We start from the raw sequence: 16303 nt of genomic DNA, 5'->3' as shown, positions 1-16303 counted from the left end.
AAAGAGCAGCCGAGGCTGCTCAATCTGTTGATTCGATAAAAGCTTCGTCGGCAAACCGGCTTCTACGGGAAACCAACAATCCGTAGGAGCTGGCTTGCCAGCGAACAAGCGCTTAGCGCTTCTGGGTCAGGGCACGGCGCTCGAATTCGACGATGCGCTGACGGTAGTGTTCGATGGTCTGTGCGGTCAGGACGCTGCGCTGATCGTCCTTGAGTTCGCCATTGAGTTCCTGGGACAACTTGCGAGCGGCGGCGACCATCACATCGAACGCCTGCTTCGGATGACGCGGACCCGGCAGGCCAAGGAAGAAGCTGACCGCAGGAGTGCTGAAGTGGTCGATGTCATCCAGGTCAAAAATACCCGGCTTGACCGCGTTGGCCATGGAGAACAGGACTTCGCCATTGCCTGCCATGCTTTCGTGGCGGTGGAAAATATCCATCTCGCCAAAACGCAGGCCGCTTTCCAGAATGTTCTGCAACAGCGCCGGGCCCTTGAAGCCACCGGCATCACGGCAGATCACGCTGATCACCAGCACTTCTTCGGCTTGCGGTTGGTCCTTGCTCGCCGCAGCGCTCGAGGCCTTGGTTTCGTCCGGGAAATCGTCGTCACGGCTGCTGAAGCTCGGGCCACCATCCAGGTCCAGGTTGAGGTTCAAGTCGCCCTGGGCCGGCTCGCTGTGACCGCGCTTGCCGCGCTTGGAGCCCGACTCGCGGGGCTCACGGGCAGGCATGCTGACCGACGGCAGATCGTGCTCGTCCAGTTGCGGCTCTTTGTGGTTATCCAGCACGCGCGGCGGGCCCAGCAGTTCAGCACCGCTGTCCTCGTCCGGCAGATTGGACAGGCTGCGGTCCAGGCGAAACTTGAGTTTGCCCTTACCGCCGCGCATGCGCCGCCAGCCATCAAAAAGAATACCGGCAATGACTATGATGCCGATGACGATCAGCCACTCGCGCAGACCGATTTCCATGTAATCCCGTGCCTCTATAAAAAATGCTGAAAAATAAGGGGTTTACAAGCTGCAAACCGCTTTAAAACGTGGCGCCAACTCTATGTTCTGACAGGCGTTTTGCCCACGTACACAATAAATTGACATTAAACTAGCACGACCAAAGGTAACTTTACACCGTCTGTCACAATGGCTTCAGCGAATATGTCGATTGGCCAGCAATCCCTACCGGCGAAAATCCTTACTTCCCATAAACATATGGCTTAAACACAGGACGTCAGGCGTCCACCATCGCCATCGCCTCCTCGACATCCACGGCCACCAGACGCGAACAACCGGGCTCGTGCATCGTTACTCCCATCAATTGGTCAGCCATTTCCATGGCGATCTTATTGTGGGTGATATAGATGAACTGCACCGTCTGTGACATCTCTTTGACCAGTCTTGCGTAGCGTCCAACGTTAGCGTCATCCAGCGGGGCGTCAACTTCGTCGAGCATACAGAACGGCGCAGGATTGAGTTTGAAGATGGCAAATACCAGGGCCAATGCGGTCAGGGCTTTTTCGCCACCGGAGAGCAAATGGATGGTGCTGTTCTTCTTCCCAGGTGGACGCGCCATGATTGTCACCCCTGTATCGAGTAGATCTTCGCCCGTCAGTTCCAAATAAGCGCTGCCGCCACCGAAAACTTTTGGAAACAAGGCCTGCAAACCACCGTTGATCTGATCAAAGGTGTCCTTGAAGCGGTTGCGGGTTTCCTTGTCGATCTTGCGAATGACGTTTTCCAGGGTATCGAGGGCTTCCACCAGGTCGGCGTCCTGGGCGTCCAGATAACGTTTACGCTCGGACTGTTGCTGATATTCGTCGATGGCCGCCAGGTTGATCGCCCCCAGGCGCTGAATCCGTGCGGCAATGCGCTCCAGTTCTTCTTCGGCGTCGTTCTCGTTCGCCTCGGCCACCAGGGTCGCGAGCACGCCGTGCAGGTCGTAGCCGTCTTCGAGCAGTTGCTCCTGCAGGGTTTTGCGGCGCACGGTCAGGGCCTGCCATTCCATGCGCTGCTGCTCGAGCTGGCTGCGGATCAACTGCGACTGCTGCTCAGCCTGGGTGCGCCGCTTCTCGGCCTCGCGCAGCTCACGGTCGGCCTCTTCCAACGCGAGCTGGGCGGTGCGCAGTTCTTCATCGACGCTCATGCGCTTGTCGAGCAACTCTTCGAGCTTGAGCCGCAATTCTTCCAGCGGCGCCTCACCCTCCTCCAGATTGAGGCTCAACTGTTCACGCTTTTCGGTCAGGCGCTCGGACTGCAGCTCCAAGCGCTCCAGGGCCTGACGCGTGGAGTCGTGTTGCGCCTTGAGCGAGCCCAGGCGCACCGCCAACTGGTGCGCATGGTCCTTGTGCTGCCGGGCTTCCTGGCGCACCCGGTCGAGGCGCTCGCGCAGGCTGTCACGCTGGGCCAGCAGCAACTCGCGCTGCTCGGTGTCCAGGGCCATGCTGTCGAGGGCGCCTTGCAATTGCAGGCGCGACTCGCCGATCTGTTCGTGCTCCAGCTCGCGCTGCTCGCCCAGCTCCACCAACTCTTCATCGAGCCGGGTACGACGCAAGGTCAACTGCTCGGCCTTGGCCTTGCCCGCGGACAATTGCGCCTTCAGCTCGCCCTGTTGGCGCGCTTCGTCCTGCAGCAGGCGGCGCAAGTGTTCACGACCGTTCTCCTGTTGTCGCTGCTGGGCCCGCAGGTTCTGCAGGGTGGTCTCAAGGTGTTCGACCGTGGCTTCACGCTCCTCGCGCTCCAGGCCCAGGGCCTGGATTTCCTGGCCACGGGCCAAGACTCCACTTTCGGCTTCGCTGGCGCGGCGCACGCGCAAAAAGTGCCGGCCAATCCAGTAGCCGTCCCGGCTGATCAGGCTTTCGCCGGCCGCTAACTGGCCACGCAAGGCCAAGCCCTGCTCAAGGGTTTCCACCGGCTTGACCTGGCCCAGCCACGGCGACAGATCGATCTGCGCCTCGACCTTGTCCAGCAGGCTGCCTGCGACCCGCACACCGTCGGTACCCGGGCTGAGCAGGCGTAAATCGCCCTGGGCAAAGCCGGCCAGGTCGAAACCGGCGAAATCGTCCACCAGCACCGCTTGCAGGTCAGCCCCCAGCACGGTTTCCACCGCCAGCTCCCAGCCCGCCTGCACGCTCAAGCCCTCGGCCAGGCGCGGGCGCTCGGCCAGCTGCTGCTCACGCAACCATTGCGCCGTGCCGGTGCCCGGGTCGAGTGCGGCTTGCTGCAAGGCCTCCAGCGACGCCAGACGCCCATTGAGTCGTTGCAGGTCGCCCTGGGCCTGCTGCTGATTGTGCAGGGCCTGCTGCAACTCCTGGCGCAACTGTTCAAGGCGTTCGACCTGGGCCTGTTCGCTGGCCTGCAAGTCCTCTAGGGTCGCTTCGCTGGCGGCGAGCTGCTCGCTGAGTTCCATGATTGCCGCGTCTTCCGGGTCAGCGGCCAGCAGATCGCGCTCCTCGGCCAGGCGGCGTTGCCGCTCGGCCAAGCGTTCGACGCTGGTTTCCAACTGTTGAATGCGCGACTGCTGCACCTCGGCCTGGCGCCGGGGCTCGGCCGAACTGAGGTTGAAGGCGTCCCACTGCTCCTGCCAGCCATGCATGGTGGTTTCGGACTCTTCCAGCGCGGCGGCCGCTTCCTCAGCGGCGGCGCTGGTGATTTCCTGCTCCGGGGTCAGCATGTCCAGCTCTTCGCCCAGGGTCAGCAACAGCGTGCGGTCGTGGCCCAGGTGGGATTCGGTTTCCAGGCGCGCGCGCTCGGCTTCCTTGAGATCGTCCTGCAGCTGGCGCAAGCGTTGCTGGCCATGCTGGATGCTCTGCTCGACCCGAGCGATGTCGCCGCCGACCGAATAAAAGCGCCCCTGCACCAGATTGAAGCGCTCGGACAGGTCGTGGTGACCGTCACGCAAGCGTTCGATGCTCGCATCGGCATTGCGCTGCTCGGCCACCAGGGCCTCGAAACTGATTTCCTGAGTGCCGATGATCGCTTCACGCTGGCCGACCTGCTCGTTCAGGTCCTGCCAGCGCAGGGCCGACAGCTGGGCCTTGAGCTGACGCTCCTCGGCCTTGTATTCCTGATATTTCTTGGCGGCCTCGGCCTGGCGGTGCAAACGCTCGAGCTGACGCGTCAGTTCTTCGCGCAGGTCGGTCAGGCGCTCAAGGTTTTCGTGGGTGCGACGGATCCGGTTTTCCGTCTCGCGCCGGCGCTCCTTGTACTTGGAGATCCCTGCCGCTTCCTCGATGAAGTTGCGCAGGTCTTCGGGCTTGGACTCGATCAGCTTGGAGATCATCCCCTGCTCGATGATCGAGTAACTGCGCGGGCCCAGGCCAGTGCCGAGGAAGATGTCGGTGATGTCACGGCGCCGGCACTTGGTGCCATTGAGGTAATAGGTGGTCTGGCTGTCGCGGGTGACTTTGCGGCGAATCGAAATCTCCGCATAGGCGGCGTATTCACCGAGCAAGGTGCCGTCGGAGTTGTCGAACACCAGTTCGATACTGGCCTGGCTCACCGGCTTGCGGCTGGTGGAGCCATTGAAGATGACGTCGGTCATCGACTCGCCGCGCAGGTTCTTCGCCGAACTCTCGCCCATCACCCAACGTACGGCGTCGATGATGTTCGACTTGCCGCAGCCATTGGGCCCGACTACCGCCGCCATGTTACTGGGGAAGTTCACCGTGGTCGGGTCGACGAAGGATTTGAACCCCGCCAGTTTGATGCACTTGAGCCGCACGCTCAGGCCGCCGGCAAGGCAGACAGCACCAGGTCGCAACTGCGCTGGGCGTAGGCCGAGAGCACGATGCGGATCTGTGGCAGGTCACGGGCCAGCACGGCGGCGAGCAGGCGATCGAACAGTTCGAGGAACTCGCTCATTTCCGCCTTGCGTTGTTCCAGGGCCAGGAAATACGCACGGCTCATGGCCGGCTGCAGGTTCTCGACGGTTTCCTGCAGGTAGGGGTTATCGGCGAACGGGTACGCGGCACGCATCACATTGAAGCTGTCGTCGACAAAGGTGCGGATGTCCTGGCGTTCGTAGCTGGCGTTCAGCCGCTGCTGGATCTGCACGAAGGGCGCCATGTCGGCCTGGACTTGCCAGCCATTGGCCACGGCGTTGCCCAGCAGGATGTACAGCTCGCTCATCAGGGTGCACAGGCTCTGCACCTTGTGCGCGGTGAGCTCGGTGACATGGGCGCCGCGTCGCGGCAGGATCGCGACCAGGTGGCGTCGTTCGAGGATCAGCAAGGCTTCACGGACCGAACCGCGGCTGACATTGAGCGCCAGCGTGACCTTCTGTTCCTGGATGCGCTCTCCTGGCTTCATTTCGCCGCGAATGATGCGTTCGGCGAGGTGTTGAGCAATTTGCTCGGCGAGGCTGTCCGGCGCCTTGAACGTCATGGTTTTCCTTCAAACTCTTCGATCTGTACAAGCGGCGCAGTGTAGCGCACTTGGTAGTGGATGATGCAGGGGCCGGCCAGTGGAAATTGGCACGATTCAAGCAAAAGGCGAGCTGGGCCCAGAGGGTCAATACTCAAAGCAGGGGTTGCTGATCGACAAAAGGTGATTTCCTGACCTTTAAGTCAGAAAACCATTGACCGAAAAGTCAGACCTGATAAATTCGGGTCATAACGGTTAACAACAATAATGAGTCTGCGAGGCCTTCCGTGATCCAGTTTTTACTAAACCAGGAACTCCGTAGCGAGCACGCCCTGGACCCCAACCTGACCGTGCTCAACTACCTGCGCGAGCACCTGGGCAAGTCCGGCACCAAAGAAGGTTGCGCCAGTGGTGACTGTGGCGCGTGCACTGTGGTGGTCGGTGAACTGCAACGTGACGACGACGGCCGCGAACATATTCGCTATCGCAGCCTCAACTCGTGCCTGACGTTTGTCTCCTCGTTGCATGGCAAACAGCTGATCAGCGTCGAAGACCTCAAGCATCAGGGCCAACTGCACAGCGTGCAGCAAGCCATGGTCGAATGCCACGGCTCGCAGTGCGGCTTCTGTACGCCGGGGTTCGTCATGTCGCTGTTTGCCCTGCAGAAAAACAGCGACCAGCCCGACGCCCACAAGGCCCATGAAGCCCTCGCCGGCAACCTCTGCCGCTGCACCGGCTACCGGCCGATTCTCGAAGCCGCCGAACAGTCCTGCTGCGCTAAACAGCCCGACCAGTTCGATGCCCGTGAAGCCGAGACCATCGCCCGCCTGAAGGCCATTGCCCCCACCGACATCGGTGAACTCAACAGCGGCGACAAACGCTGCCTGGTGCCGTTGACCGTGGCTGACCTGGCCGACCTCTACGACGCCTACCCGCAAGCCCGGCTGTTGGCCGGCGGCACCGACCTGGCGCTGGAAGTCACTCAGTTCCACCGCACCCTGCCCGTGATGATCTACGTCGGCAACGTTGCCGAAATGAAGCGCATCGAGCATTTTGCCGATCGCCTGGAAATCGGTGCAGCCACCGCCCTCTCCGACTGCTACGAGGCCCTGAAGGCCGAGTACCCGGACTTCGGTGAACTGCTGCAACGCTTCGCCTCCTTGCAGATCCGCAACCAGGGCACCCTGGGCGGCAACATCGGCAATGCTTCGCCCATCGGCGACTCGCCACCGCTGCTGATCGCCCTGGGCGCACAGATCGTGCTGTGCAAAGGCAACACCCGCCGCACCCTGGCCCTGGAAGATTACTTCATCGATTACCGAGTCACCGCGCGCCAGGAAAGCGAATTCATCGAGAAGATCATTGTGCCGCGCGCCAGCGCCGCGCAGCAGTTCCGCGCCTACAAGGTGTCCAAGCGCCTGGACGATGATATTTCCGCAGTCTGCGCCGCCTTCAATCTGCGTATCGACAATGGCGTGATCGCCGACGCCCGCGTCGCCTTCGGCGGCATGGCCGCCACCCCGAAACGGGCCAAAAGCTGCGAAGCGGCGCTGCTCGGCGCGGCCTGGAACCATGCCACCGTCGAAGCCGCCTGCGCTGCCCTGGCAGAAGATTTCACCCCGCTCTCGGACTTCCGCGCCAGCAAGGAATACCGCCTGCTCAGCGCGCAGAACCTGCTGCGCAAATACTTCATCGAACTGCAAACACCGCACATCGAGACCCGGGTGACCGCTTATGTCTAATCATCACGCCGTAGAGAAGACCCAGGCCGAACTGGCTGAACTGTTCGCCAAGGACCTGACCACCGGGGTCGGCCGCAGCGTCAAGCACGACAGCGCCGCCAAGCACGTGTCCGGTGAAGCGCAGTACATCGATGACCGGCTGGAGTTTCCCAATCAGCTGCATGTCTATGCACGGTTGTCGGACCGCGCCCACGCGAAAATCATCAGCATCGACACCCAGCCCTGCTACGCCTTCGAAGGCGTGCGCATCGCCATTACCCATAAAGACATACCAGGCCTGAAAGACATCGGACCGCTGTTGCCGGGCGACCCACTGCTGGCGATCGATGACGTGCAATTCGTCGGTCAACCCGTGCTCGCCGTGGCAGCGAAAGACCTGGAAACCGCACGCAAGGCGGCCATGGCCGCGATCATCGAATATGAAGACCTGGAGCCGGTACTGGACGTGGTCGAAGCCCTGCGCAAACGCCACTTCGTGCTCGACAGCCACACCCACCAACGCGGCGACTCGGCCACTGCGCTCGCCACCGCCGAACATCGCATCCAGGGCACGCTGCACATCGGCGGCCAGGAGCACTTCTACCTGGAAACCCAGATTTCCTCGGTGATGCCAACTGAAGACGGCGGCATGATCGTCTACTGCTCGACCCAGAACCCCACCGAAGTGCAGAAACTGGTGGCCGAAGTCCTCGACGTGTCGATGAACAAGATCGTGGTCGACATGCGCCGCATGGGCGGCGGTTTCGGCGGCAAGGAAACCCAGGCTGCCAGCCCGGCGTGCCTGTGTGCGGTGATCGCCCACCTGACGGGCCAACCGACCAAGATGCGCCTGCCACGGGTCGAAGACATGCTGATGACCGGCAAGCGTCACCCGTTCTATGTCGAGTACGACGTCGGCTTCGACAGCAGCGGACGCCTGCATGGGATCGCCCTGGACCTGGCGGGCAATTGCGGGTGCTCGCCGGACCTGTCGGCTTCCATCGTCGACCGGGCGATGTTTCACTCCGACAACTCCTACTACCTGGGCGATGCGACCATCAACGGTCACCGCTGCAAGACCAACACCGCCTCCAACACCGCCTACCGTGGTTTCGGCGGCCCTCAGGGCATGGTTGCCATCGAAGAGGTGATGGACGCCATTGCCCGCCACCTGGGCCTCGACCCGCTGGCCGTGCGCAAGGCCAACTACTACGGCAAGACCGAGCGCAACGTCACCCACTACTACCAGACCGTCGAGCACAACATGCTCGAAGAAATGACCGCTGAACTGGAAGAGAGCAGCCAATACGCCGAGCGTCGCGAAGCGATCCGCCGCTACAACGCCAACAGCCCGATCCTGAAAAAGGGCCTGGCGCTGACCCCGGTGAAATTCGGCATTTCCTTCACCGCCAGCTTCCTCAACCAGGCGGGCGCGTTGATCCACGTCTACACCGACGGCAGTATCCACCTCAACCATGGCGGCACCGAGATGGGTCAAGGCCTGAACATCAAGGTCGCGCAGGTGGTGGCCGAAGTGTTCCAGGTGGAAATCGACCGCGTGCAGATCACCGCGACCAATACCGACAAGGTGCCGAACACCTCGCCGACCGCCGCCTCCAGCGGCGCCGATCTCAACGGCAAAGCGGCGCAGAACGCCGCAGAAATCATCAAGCAGCGCCTGGTGGAGTTCGCCGCACGCAAATATGAAGTCAGCGAAGCCGACGTGGTGTTCCACAACGGTCACGTGCGGGTCCGCGACCACATCCTGACCTTCGAGGCGCTGATCCAGCAGGCGTATTTCGCCCAGGTCTCGCTGTCCAGCACCGGCTTCTACAAGACCCCGAAAATCTTCTACGACCGTAGCCAGGCCCGTGGTCGGCCGTTCTATTACTTCGCCTTCGGCGCCGCCTGCTGCGAAGTGATCATCGACACCCTGACCGGCGAATACAAAATGCTGCGCACCGACATCCTGCATGATGTCGGCGCCTCGCTGAACCCGGCCATCGATATCGGCCAGGTCGAAGGCGGCTTCATCCAGGGCATGGGCTGGCTGACCATGGAAGAGCTGGTCTGGAACAACAAGGGCAAACTGATGACCAACGGCCCGGCCAGCTACAAGATCCCGGCGGTGGCTGACATGCCGCTGGACCTGCGGGTCAAGCTGGTGGAAAACCGCAAGAACCCGGAAGACACCGTGTTCCACTCCAAGGCCGTGGGCGAGCCGCCGTTCATGCTCGGCATCGCCGCCTGGTGTGCGATCAAGGACGCCGTGGCGAGCCTGGGCGATTACAAACATCAGCCGAACATCGACGCACCGGCGACCCCGGAGCGGGTGTTGTGGGGCTGTGAACAGATGCGCCAGTTGAAGGCGGTGAAGCCAGTCGAAACTGAGCCTGAGCTGGCTCCGCTCTAGGACCGAAGTGCGGCCAATCGCTAGCAGGGCTAGCTCCCACAGAACTTGTGTTGAATTCAGATTCTGTGAACACCACAAAACACTGTGGGAGCTAGCCTGCTAGCGATGACGGCCGAACAGACAATGAAGATGTCGAGGTGAACATGTACAACTGGATCGACGCCCTCGCCGACCTGCAATCCCAGGGCGAAGCCTGCGTCCTGGTGACCATCATCGAAGAGCTCGGCTCGACGCCGCGCAACGCGGGCTCGAAAATGGTCATCAGCGCCACGCACACCTACGACACCATCGGTGGCGGGCATCTGGAATACAAGGCGATGCAGATCGCCCGCGAGATGCTGGCCAGCGGCAAGCAGGACACCCACCTGGAGCGCTTCAGCCTCGGAGCCAGCCTCGGCCAGTGCTGTGGCGGCGCCACCGTGCTGCTGTTCGAACCCATGGGCCAGGTGCAGGCACAGATCGCCGTGTTTGGCGCCGGCCACGTCGGCCGCGCCCTGGTTCCCCTGCTCGCCAGCCTGCCCTGCCGGGTGCGCTGGATCGACTCGCGGGACGCCGAGTTCCCGGAACACATTCCCCATGGCGTGCGTAAAATCGTCAGCGAAGAACCGGTGGACGAAATCGACGACCTGCCGGTGGGCAGCTACTGCATCGTCATGACCCACAATCACCAGCTCGACCTGGAGCTCACGGCCGCCATCCTCAAGCGCAACGACTTCGCCTACTTCGGCCTGATCGGCTCGAAGACCAAGCGCGTGAAGTTCGAACACCGCCTGCGCGATCGCGGATTCGACAACAGCACCGTGCAACGCATGCGCTGCCCGATGGGCATCGGCGAAGTCAAAGGCAAGTTGCCTGTGGAAATTGCCATCTCCATCGCCGGCGAAATCATCGCCACCTATAACGCGAATTTCGGCCAGGGCACCGCTCGCGCCGAACCCATTGCCAAACTGCTGCCCGCTTCACGCCGCAGTCAAGCCACGAACTGAGAACCACCCATGCCTTCGACTCGCAAAGCCTACCGCGCCGCCATCCTGCACAGCATCGCCGACCCTGCCGTGGTCGGGATCGAAGCTTCTTATCAGTACTTCGAAGACGGCTTGCTGGTCACCGAAAACGGCAGGATCAGTGCCCTCGGCCATGCCACCGAGCTGCTGGCCAGCCTGCCGGCGGACATTGAAATCGTCCACCACAAAGACGCCTTGATTACCCCGGGCTTCATCGACACCCACATCCACCTGCCACAAACCGGCATGGTCGGTGCCTATGGCGAACAATTGCTGGACTGGCTCAACACCTACACCTTCCCTTGCGAAAGCCAGTTCGCCGACAAGGCCCACGCCGAGGAAGTCGCCGGAATCTTCATCAAGGAACTGCTGCGCAACGGCACCACCACCGCCCTGGTGTTCGGCAGCGTGCACCCGCAATCGGTGGACGCGTTCTTCGAGCAGGCGCAAAAGCTCGACCTGCGGATGATCGCCGGCAAGGTCATGATGGACCGCAACGCGCCGGACTACCTGACCGACACCGCCGAATCCAGCTACGAGCAAAGCAAGGCGCTGATCGAGCGCTGGCACGGCAAGGGCCGTCTGCACTACGCGGTGACCCCACGCTTTGCGCCGACCAGCACCCCGGAACAACTGACCCTCGCCGGCCAATTGCTCAGCGAGTACCCCGACCTCTACATGCAGACCCACATCAGTGAAAACCTGCAGGAGATCGAATGGGTCAAGGAACTGTTCCCCGAGCGCAAGGGCTACCTGGATGTCTACGACCATTACCAGTTGCTGGGTGAGCGTTCGGTGTTCGCCCACGGCGTACACCTGTGTGACGACGAATGTGCACGGCTGGCCGAGACCGGTTCGGCAGTAGCGTTCTGCCCGACGTCCAACTTCTTCCTCGGCAGCGGCCTGTTCAACCTACCGATGGCCGAGAAACACAACCTCAATGTCGGCCTCGGCACCGACGTGGGCGCCGGCACCAGCTTCTCGCTGCTGCACACCCTCAACGAAGCCTACAAAGTCATGCAACTGCAAGGCGCACGCCTGAGTCCGTTCAAGTCGCTGTACCTGGCAACCCTCGGCGGCGCCCGCGCACTGCGCCTGGAAGACCGTATCGGGACCCTGCAACCGGGCACCGACGCCGACTTCCTGGTGCTCGACTATCACGCCACCCCCCTGCTCAGCTACCGCCTGCAACAGGCGAACAACATCGCCGAAACGCTGTTTGTGCTGATGACCCTGGGGGATGACCGGACGGTGCTGCAGACGTATGCGGCGGGGAACCTGGTGCACCAGCGCTAAGTTTTTTTGCCTGGCAGAACGAAATCGCGGGCGATTCGACTCGCCCGCGATGGACCCGACTCGCGTCTGACTTAGAGCTTGGCGGGCGAGCGCCCTGGCTTCTTGGTCTGCAGCAGATGGGAAAACACCGCGTGTAGATCGTCCGAGGCGCTTTCTTCGTCGAGGTTGAGTTTGCTGTCGATGTGATCCATGTGATGCATCATCAGGTTCACCGCCAGGGTCGCATCGCGAGCTTCGATGGCGTCGATCAACTGAGTGTGCTCGTCGTAGGAACAGTGCGAGCGGTTGCCGCTTTCGTACTGGGCAATGATCAACGAGGTCTGCGACACCAGGCTGCGCTGGAAGCTGATCAGCGGCGCGTTTTTCGCCGCCTCGGCCAGCTTCAGGTGAAATTCCCCGGAAAGGCGGATGCCGGCACCCCGGTCGCCGCGGGAGAAGCTGTCGCGCTCGTCGTTGACCATCTGGCGCAACTCGCTCAGCTCTTCGGCGCTGGCGTGTTCGACCGCCAGTTCGGTAATCGCCCGCTCCACCAGACGCCGGGCCATGAACACCTGGCGCGCCTCCTCGACACTCGGGCTGGCAACCACGGCGCCACGGTTCGGGCGCAACAGCACCACGCCTTCGTGGGCCAGGCGCGACAGAGCGCGGCGAATGATGGTGCGGCTGACCCCGAAAATCTCTCCCAGCGCCTCTTCGCTCAATTTGGTACCGGGCGCCAGGCGCTGTTCGAGGATCGCCTCGAAGATATGCGCATAGACAATATCGTCCTGGGTTCCGCTGCGGCCGGCTTTGCCTGCTCGCGGTTGTTTCTTGAGGGGCTGCAACTGTTCGTTCATGGGCACTCGAGTCGGGAGAACTGCGACGAAGAGACCGTGACTGTAATACGTCACAGTGGATCGCTGGCAAGTATCGCGTAAAAAACACGGCACATTGTACACAACTGCAGGTGGCAACACGACTGTACGGCCATATACGCCCCCGGCTGTATTGCAACGATCAGTTACGTTTGAGTTTAGGCTTGAACCCGCAAAACGCCTTCCCGCTTCACTCGCGGCCTACAAGACTCAAGGAACAGCGCTGTCATGAACGACGCCACCCGCACCCAGCTCCGCCCGCTGGCCGACACTTCACCCTCGGCCATTGTCGCCGGGTTCATCGCAATGATGACCGGCTATACCAGCTCCCTGGTGCTGATGTTCCAGGCCGGACAGGCCGCCGGCCTGACCAGCGGGCAGATTTCCTCGTGGATCTGGGCCATCTCGATCGGCATGGCGGTGTGTTCCATCGGCCTGTCCCTGCGTTATCGCACCCCCATCACCATTGCCTGGTCGACGCCGGGCGCTGCGCTGCTGATCACCAGCCTGTCGGGGGTCAGCTACGGCGAGGCGATTGGTGCCTACATCACTTGCGCGGTGCTGGTAACCATCTGCGGCATGACCGGCAGCTTCGAACGCCTGGTCAAACGCATCCCGGCGTCGCTGGCCGCAGCCTTGCTGGCCGGGATCCTGTTCAAGATCGGCAGCGAGATCTTCGTCGCCGCCCAGCACCGTACCGGTCTGGTCCTGGGGATGTTTTTCACCTACCTGGTGGTCAAGCGCCTGTCGCCGCGCTACGCAGTGCTGGCGGCGCTGTTGATCGGCACGGCCTTGTCGGGGTTCATGGGCCTGCTGGACTTCAGCGGCTTCCACCTCGAAGTGGCGACGCCGGTCTGGACCACCCCACACTTTTCCCTCGCCGCGACCATCAGCATCGGCATCCCGCTATTCGTGGTGGCCATGACCTCGCAGAACATGCCCGGCATCGCCGTGTTGCGCGCCGACGGCTATGACGTGCCGGCCTCGCCCCTGATCACCGCCACCGGCGTTGCCTCGCTGCTGCTGGCGCCGTTCGGCTCCCACGGGATCAACCTGGCGGCGATCAGCGCGGCGATCTGCACCGGGCCGCACGCCCATGAAGATCGCAACAAGCGCTACACCGCGGCGGTCTGGTGCGGGATTTTCTACGGCATTGCCGGGGTCTTTGGAGCAACCTTGGCGGCGCTGTTCGCGGCCCTGCCCAAGGAATTAGTGTTGTCGATTGCCGCACTGGCGCTGTTCGGCTCCATCATCAATGGCCTGAGCATTGCCATGAGTGAAACCCGGGAGCGTGAAGCGGCATTGATCACCTTCATGGTCACGGCGTCGGGGCTGACGCTGTTTTCCATTGGCTCGGCATTCTGGGGGATTGTCGCGGGGGTGGTGACGCTAATGATTCTGAATTGGCGCAAAGCCTGAGCGAAAAAAAAACGGCGACCCGAGGGTCGCCGTTTTTTTCAACATCAAGCTACCGGATTGATCGGCTTTTCCGGGTACCAGACGTCCAGCAACGGGCTGACGGTGACTTCGGTCAGTTCGCTGCGGCCTTTGAGCCAGGCTTCAACAGCAGCACGCTGCTCTTCGGAAACCGAGCCACGCTTCTGCAGGCAAACCAGACCGTAGTCGTCGCCGCCAACATAACCCAGACCGTTGGCTTCCATGGCTTCTTTGAGGAATGCATCGAGGAAAGCGTCAATGGCTTCATCAGCCAAATCTTCCTTGAAATCCAGGTTCAGTTCGAAACCCAGCTCTTGAAATTCATCGACGCACAGTTTTTTGCGCAGACGCTGGGAACGGTTAGTCGCCATTGGAACAATCCTCATAAGTAATATCGGGCGGCACTTTAGCATTTTAAGCCGCCAATTGCCCGACTCTCTGGACGCCGGCCTTACGACCGGTAAAAAAAATAGCCGAATAGCTCGCGTGCTTGCGGCACAAAGCGCTATACCTTGGGCATAATGCCGACAATTTCGTGACCACTGAGGGAATTTATCTTCATGCCCTCATCTTTTTTCCCCTCGGCTGTAGGGTTTTATTTCATATGATCAGATCTTTGCGTCCATTGTTGCTGGCCAGCCTGCTTGTCCCCCTGGCCTTTACGGTTTCTGCTGCGCCCGTCAATACCGCCCTGAGCCCCAGCGTCGAAAAAGCCCTGAAGGCCAGCAAGCTCCCCGACAGCGCGCTGTCGCTGGTGATGATTCCCCTGAACGGCCCGGGCACCCCGACCGTGTTCAATGCCGACGTGTCGGTCAACCCGGCGTCCACCATGAAGCTGGTGACCACCTACGCCGCCCTGGAAATGCTCGGTCCCAACCACCAGTGGAAAACCGAGTTCTACACCGACGGCACCCTCAGCGGCGGCATCCTGCGCGGCAACCTGTACCTCAAGGGTGGCGGCGATCCGAAACTGAACATGGAAAAACTCTGGCTGCTGATGCGCGACCTGCGGGCCAATGGCGTGCAGCAAGTCACCGGCGACCTGGTGCTGGACCGCGGCTTCTTCAATCAACCGCAATTGCCGCAGTTCAACGATGACGGCAATGACGACAACAAGCCGTTCCTGGTCAAGCCCGACGCGGCCATGGTCAACCTCAAGGCCCTGCGCTTCGTGGCCCGCAATGATTCGGGCCGGGTCCTGGTGTCGGTCGAACCGCCGATTGCCAGCATCCGCATCGAAAACCAGGTCAAGGCCGTCAACACCAAGCAGTGCACCGGCGGCGTGCGCTACAACCCGGTGACCCAGGCCGACGGCAGCGTCACCGTGACCGTAGCCGGCCAGTTGGGCGACGGCTGCAGCTCGCAGACCTACCTCTCGCTGCTCGACCACGCGACCTACACCGCCGGTGCCGTAAGGGCGATCTGGCAGGAACTGGGCGGCAGCATCCAGGGCGCGGATCGCCAGGGCGCGGTGCCGAAGAGCGCCAAGGTCCTGGCCCGGGCATTCTCCCCGGACCTGGCGGAAATCATCCGCGACATCAACAAATACAGTAACAACACCATGGCCCAGCAACTGTTCCTCAGCCTGGGCGCGAGATACCGCACCGACGCCGACAGCAACGACGCCATGGCCGCCCAGCGCGTCGTGCGCCAATGGCTGGCGAAAAAGGGCATCACTGCACCGCATTTGGTGATGGAAAACGGTTCCGGCCTGTCCCGTGCCGAGCGCGTCAGCGCCCGTGAGATGGCAAGCATGCTGCAGGCCGCCTGGAGAAGCCCGTACTCGGCCGAATTCGTCAGCTCGATGCCGATTGCCGGCATGGACGGCACCATGCGCAAACGCCTGAAAACCACGGCGATGCGTGGCGAAGCCCACGTCAAGACTGGCACCCTGAACACTGTCCGGGCGATTGCCGGCTTCAGCCGCGACAACAATGGCAACACCTGGGCCGTGGTGGCGATCCTCAACGACAAGGCACCCTTTGGTGCTTCGTCGGTGCTCGATCAAGTGCTGCTGGACCTGTATCGCCAGCCAAAACTGGCGACCGCCGCGTCAGTACTGTAACTCTCGAGTCAAGGCTGCGCGCAGCAGCACGGCATCGGCGCCCTCCCCGGGCGCCAGTTGACGATGCCAACACTGCCGGTGACGGCGCCCAGCACTGCGCGCGGTTCGCGGCAGGCCGCAGCTTTTCCAACCGAACACCCCATAGAGCCAGGCAGCATCA

At 61.8% G+C, this 16303-nt stretch carries 11 protein-coding genes; 6 read left to right on the top strand and 5 right to left on the bottom strand.

All coding sequences use genetic code 11. The features are described 5' to 3' along the window. Positions 1-112: 112 nt before the first annotated feature. From zipA to Q1W70_RS19195, 3 genes are all read right to left on the bottom strand, one after another. Positions 113-967: a cell division protein ZipA gene (gene zipA / locus Q1W70_RS19205; protein ID WP_166590095.1), complete on the bottom strand. Its 855-nt coding sequence runs from the start codon at positions 965-967 to the stop codon at positions 113-115. A 256-nt stretch (positions 968-1223) separates the two neighbouring features. Continuing rightward, positions 1224-4712, bottom strand: coding sequence for a chromosome segregation protein SMC (smc, locus tag Q1W70_RS19200; RefSeq protein WP_302097759.1), 3489 nt, complete (start codon positions 4710-4712; stop codon positions 1224-1226). Positions 4713-4714: 2 nt separating this feature from the next. Beyond that, positions 4715-5374: a GntR family transcriptional regulator gene (locus Q1W70_RS19195; RefSeq protein WP_166590093.1), complete on the bottom strand. Its 660-nt coding sequence runs from the start codon at positions 5372-5374 to the stop codon at positions 4715-4717. Between the two features lie 266 nt (positions 5375-5640). On the opposite strand from Q1W70_RS19195, the gene xdhA reads away from it, so the two are divergent. The 4 genes from xdhA to guaD all read left to right on the top strand — a co-directional run bounded on the left by xdhA (position 5641) and on the right by guaD (position 11787). Then, on the top strand, positions 5641-7095 hold the full coding sequence (xdhA, locus tag Q1W70_RS19190) for a xanthine dehydrogenase small subunit (protein WP_166590092.1): 1455 nt from the start codon (positions 5641-5643) through the stop codon (positions 7093-7095). After that, positions 7088-9487, top strand: coding sequence for a xanthine dehydrogenase molybdopterin binding subunit (gene xdhB / locus Q1W70_RS19185; RefSeq protein WP_302097758.1), 2400 nt, complete (start codon positions 7088-7090; stop codon positions 9485-9487). Before xdhA ends, xdhB begins: the two co-directional genes overlap by 8 nt. A 143-nt stretch (positions 9488-9630) precedes the next feature. Beyond that, complete coding sequence (gene xdhC / locus Q1W70_RS19180) at positions 9631-10473, top strand: xanthine dehydrogenase accessory protein XdhC (protein WP_166590090.1); 843 nt, start codon at positions 9631-9633, stop codon at positions 10471-10473. A gap of 9 nt (positions 10474-10482) precedes the next feature. Then, positions 10483-11787: a guanine deaminase gene (guaD, locus tag Q1W70_RS19175; RefSeq protein WP_166590089.1), complete on the top strand. Its 1305-nt coding sequence runs from the start codon at positions 10483-10485 to the stop codon at positions 11785-11787. A 71-nt stretch (positions 11788-11858) separates the two neighbouring features. On the opposite strand, the gene Q1W70_RS19170 is transcribed toward guaD, so the two are convergent. Continuing rightward, on the bottom strand, positions 11859-12623 hold the full coding sequence (locus Q1W70_RS19170; protein ID WP_182341415.1) for a GntR family transcriptional regulator: 765 nt from the start codon (positions 12621-12623) through the stop codon (positions 11859-11861). 246 nt (positions 12624-12869) lie between these two features. Between Q1W70_RS19170 and Q1W70_RS19165 the strand changes: the two genes are divergently transcribed. Continuing rightward, positions 12870-14060, top strand: a complete 1191-nt coding sequence (locus tag Q1W70_RS19165; protein WP_095165439.1) for a benzoate/H(+) symporter BenE family transporter — start codon at positions 12870-12872, stop codon at positions 14058-14060. A gap of 44 nt (positions 14061-14104) precedes the next feature. On the opposite strand, the gene Q1W70_RS19160 is transcribed toward Q1W70_RS19165, so the two are convergent. Continuing rightward, entirely contained in the window at positions 14105-14449 is a 345-nt protein-coding gene (locus Q1W70_RS19160) for a YggL family protein (RefSeq protein WP_095165457.1), read from the bottom strand. A gap of 233 nt (positions 14450-14682) precedes the next feature. Here Q1W70_RS19160 and dacB point away from each other — a divergent pair, with 233 nt between their 5' ends. Continuing rightward, positions 14683-16143, top strand: coding sequence for a D-alanyl-D-alanine carboxypeptidase/D-alanyl-D-alanine endopeptidase (gene dacB, locus Q1W70_RS19155; RefSeq protein ID WP_166590087.1), 1461 nt, complete (start codon positions 14683-14685; stop codon positions 16141-16143). Positions 16144-16303 lie beyond the last annotated feature (160 nt).

Origin of the sequence: Pseudomonas kielensis, assembly GCF_030505375.1 — a bacterium.
GTDB lineage: Bacteria > Pseudomonadota > Gammaproteobacteria > Pseudomonadales > Pseudomonadaceae > Aquipseudomonas > Aquipseudomonas kielensis.
This window is presented reverse-complemented; position numbering and strand designations above follow the sequence as displayed.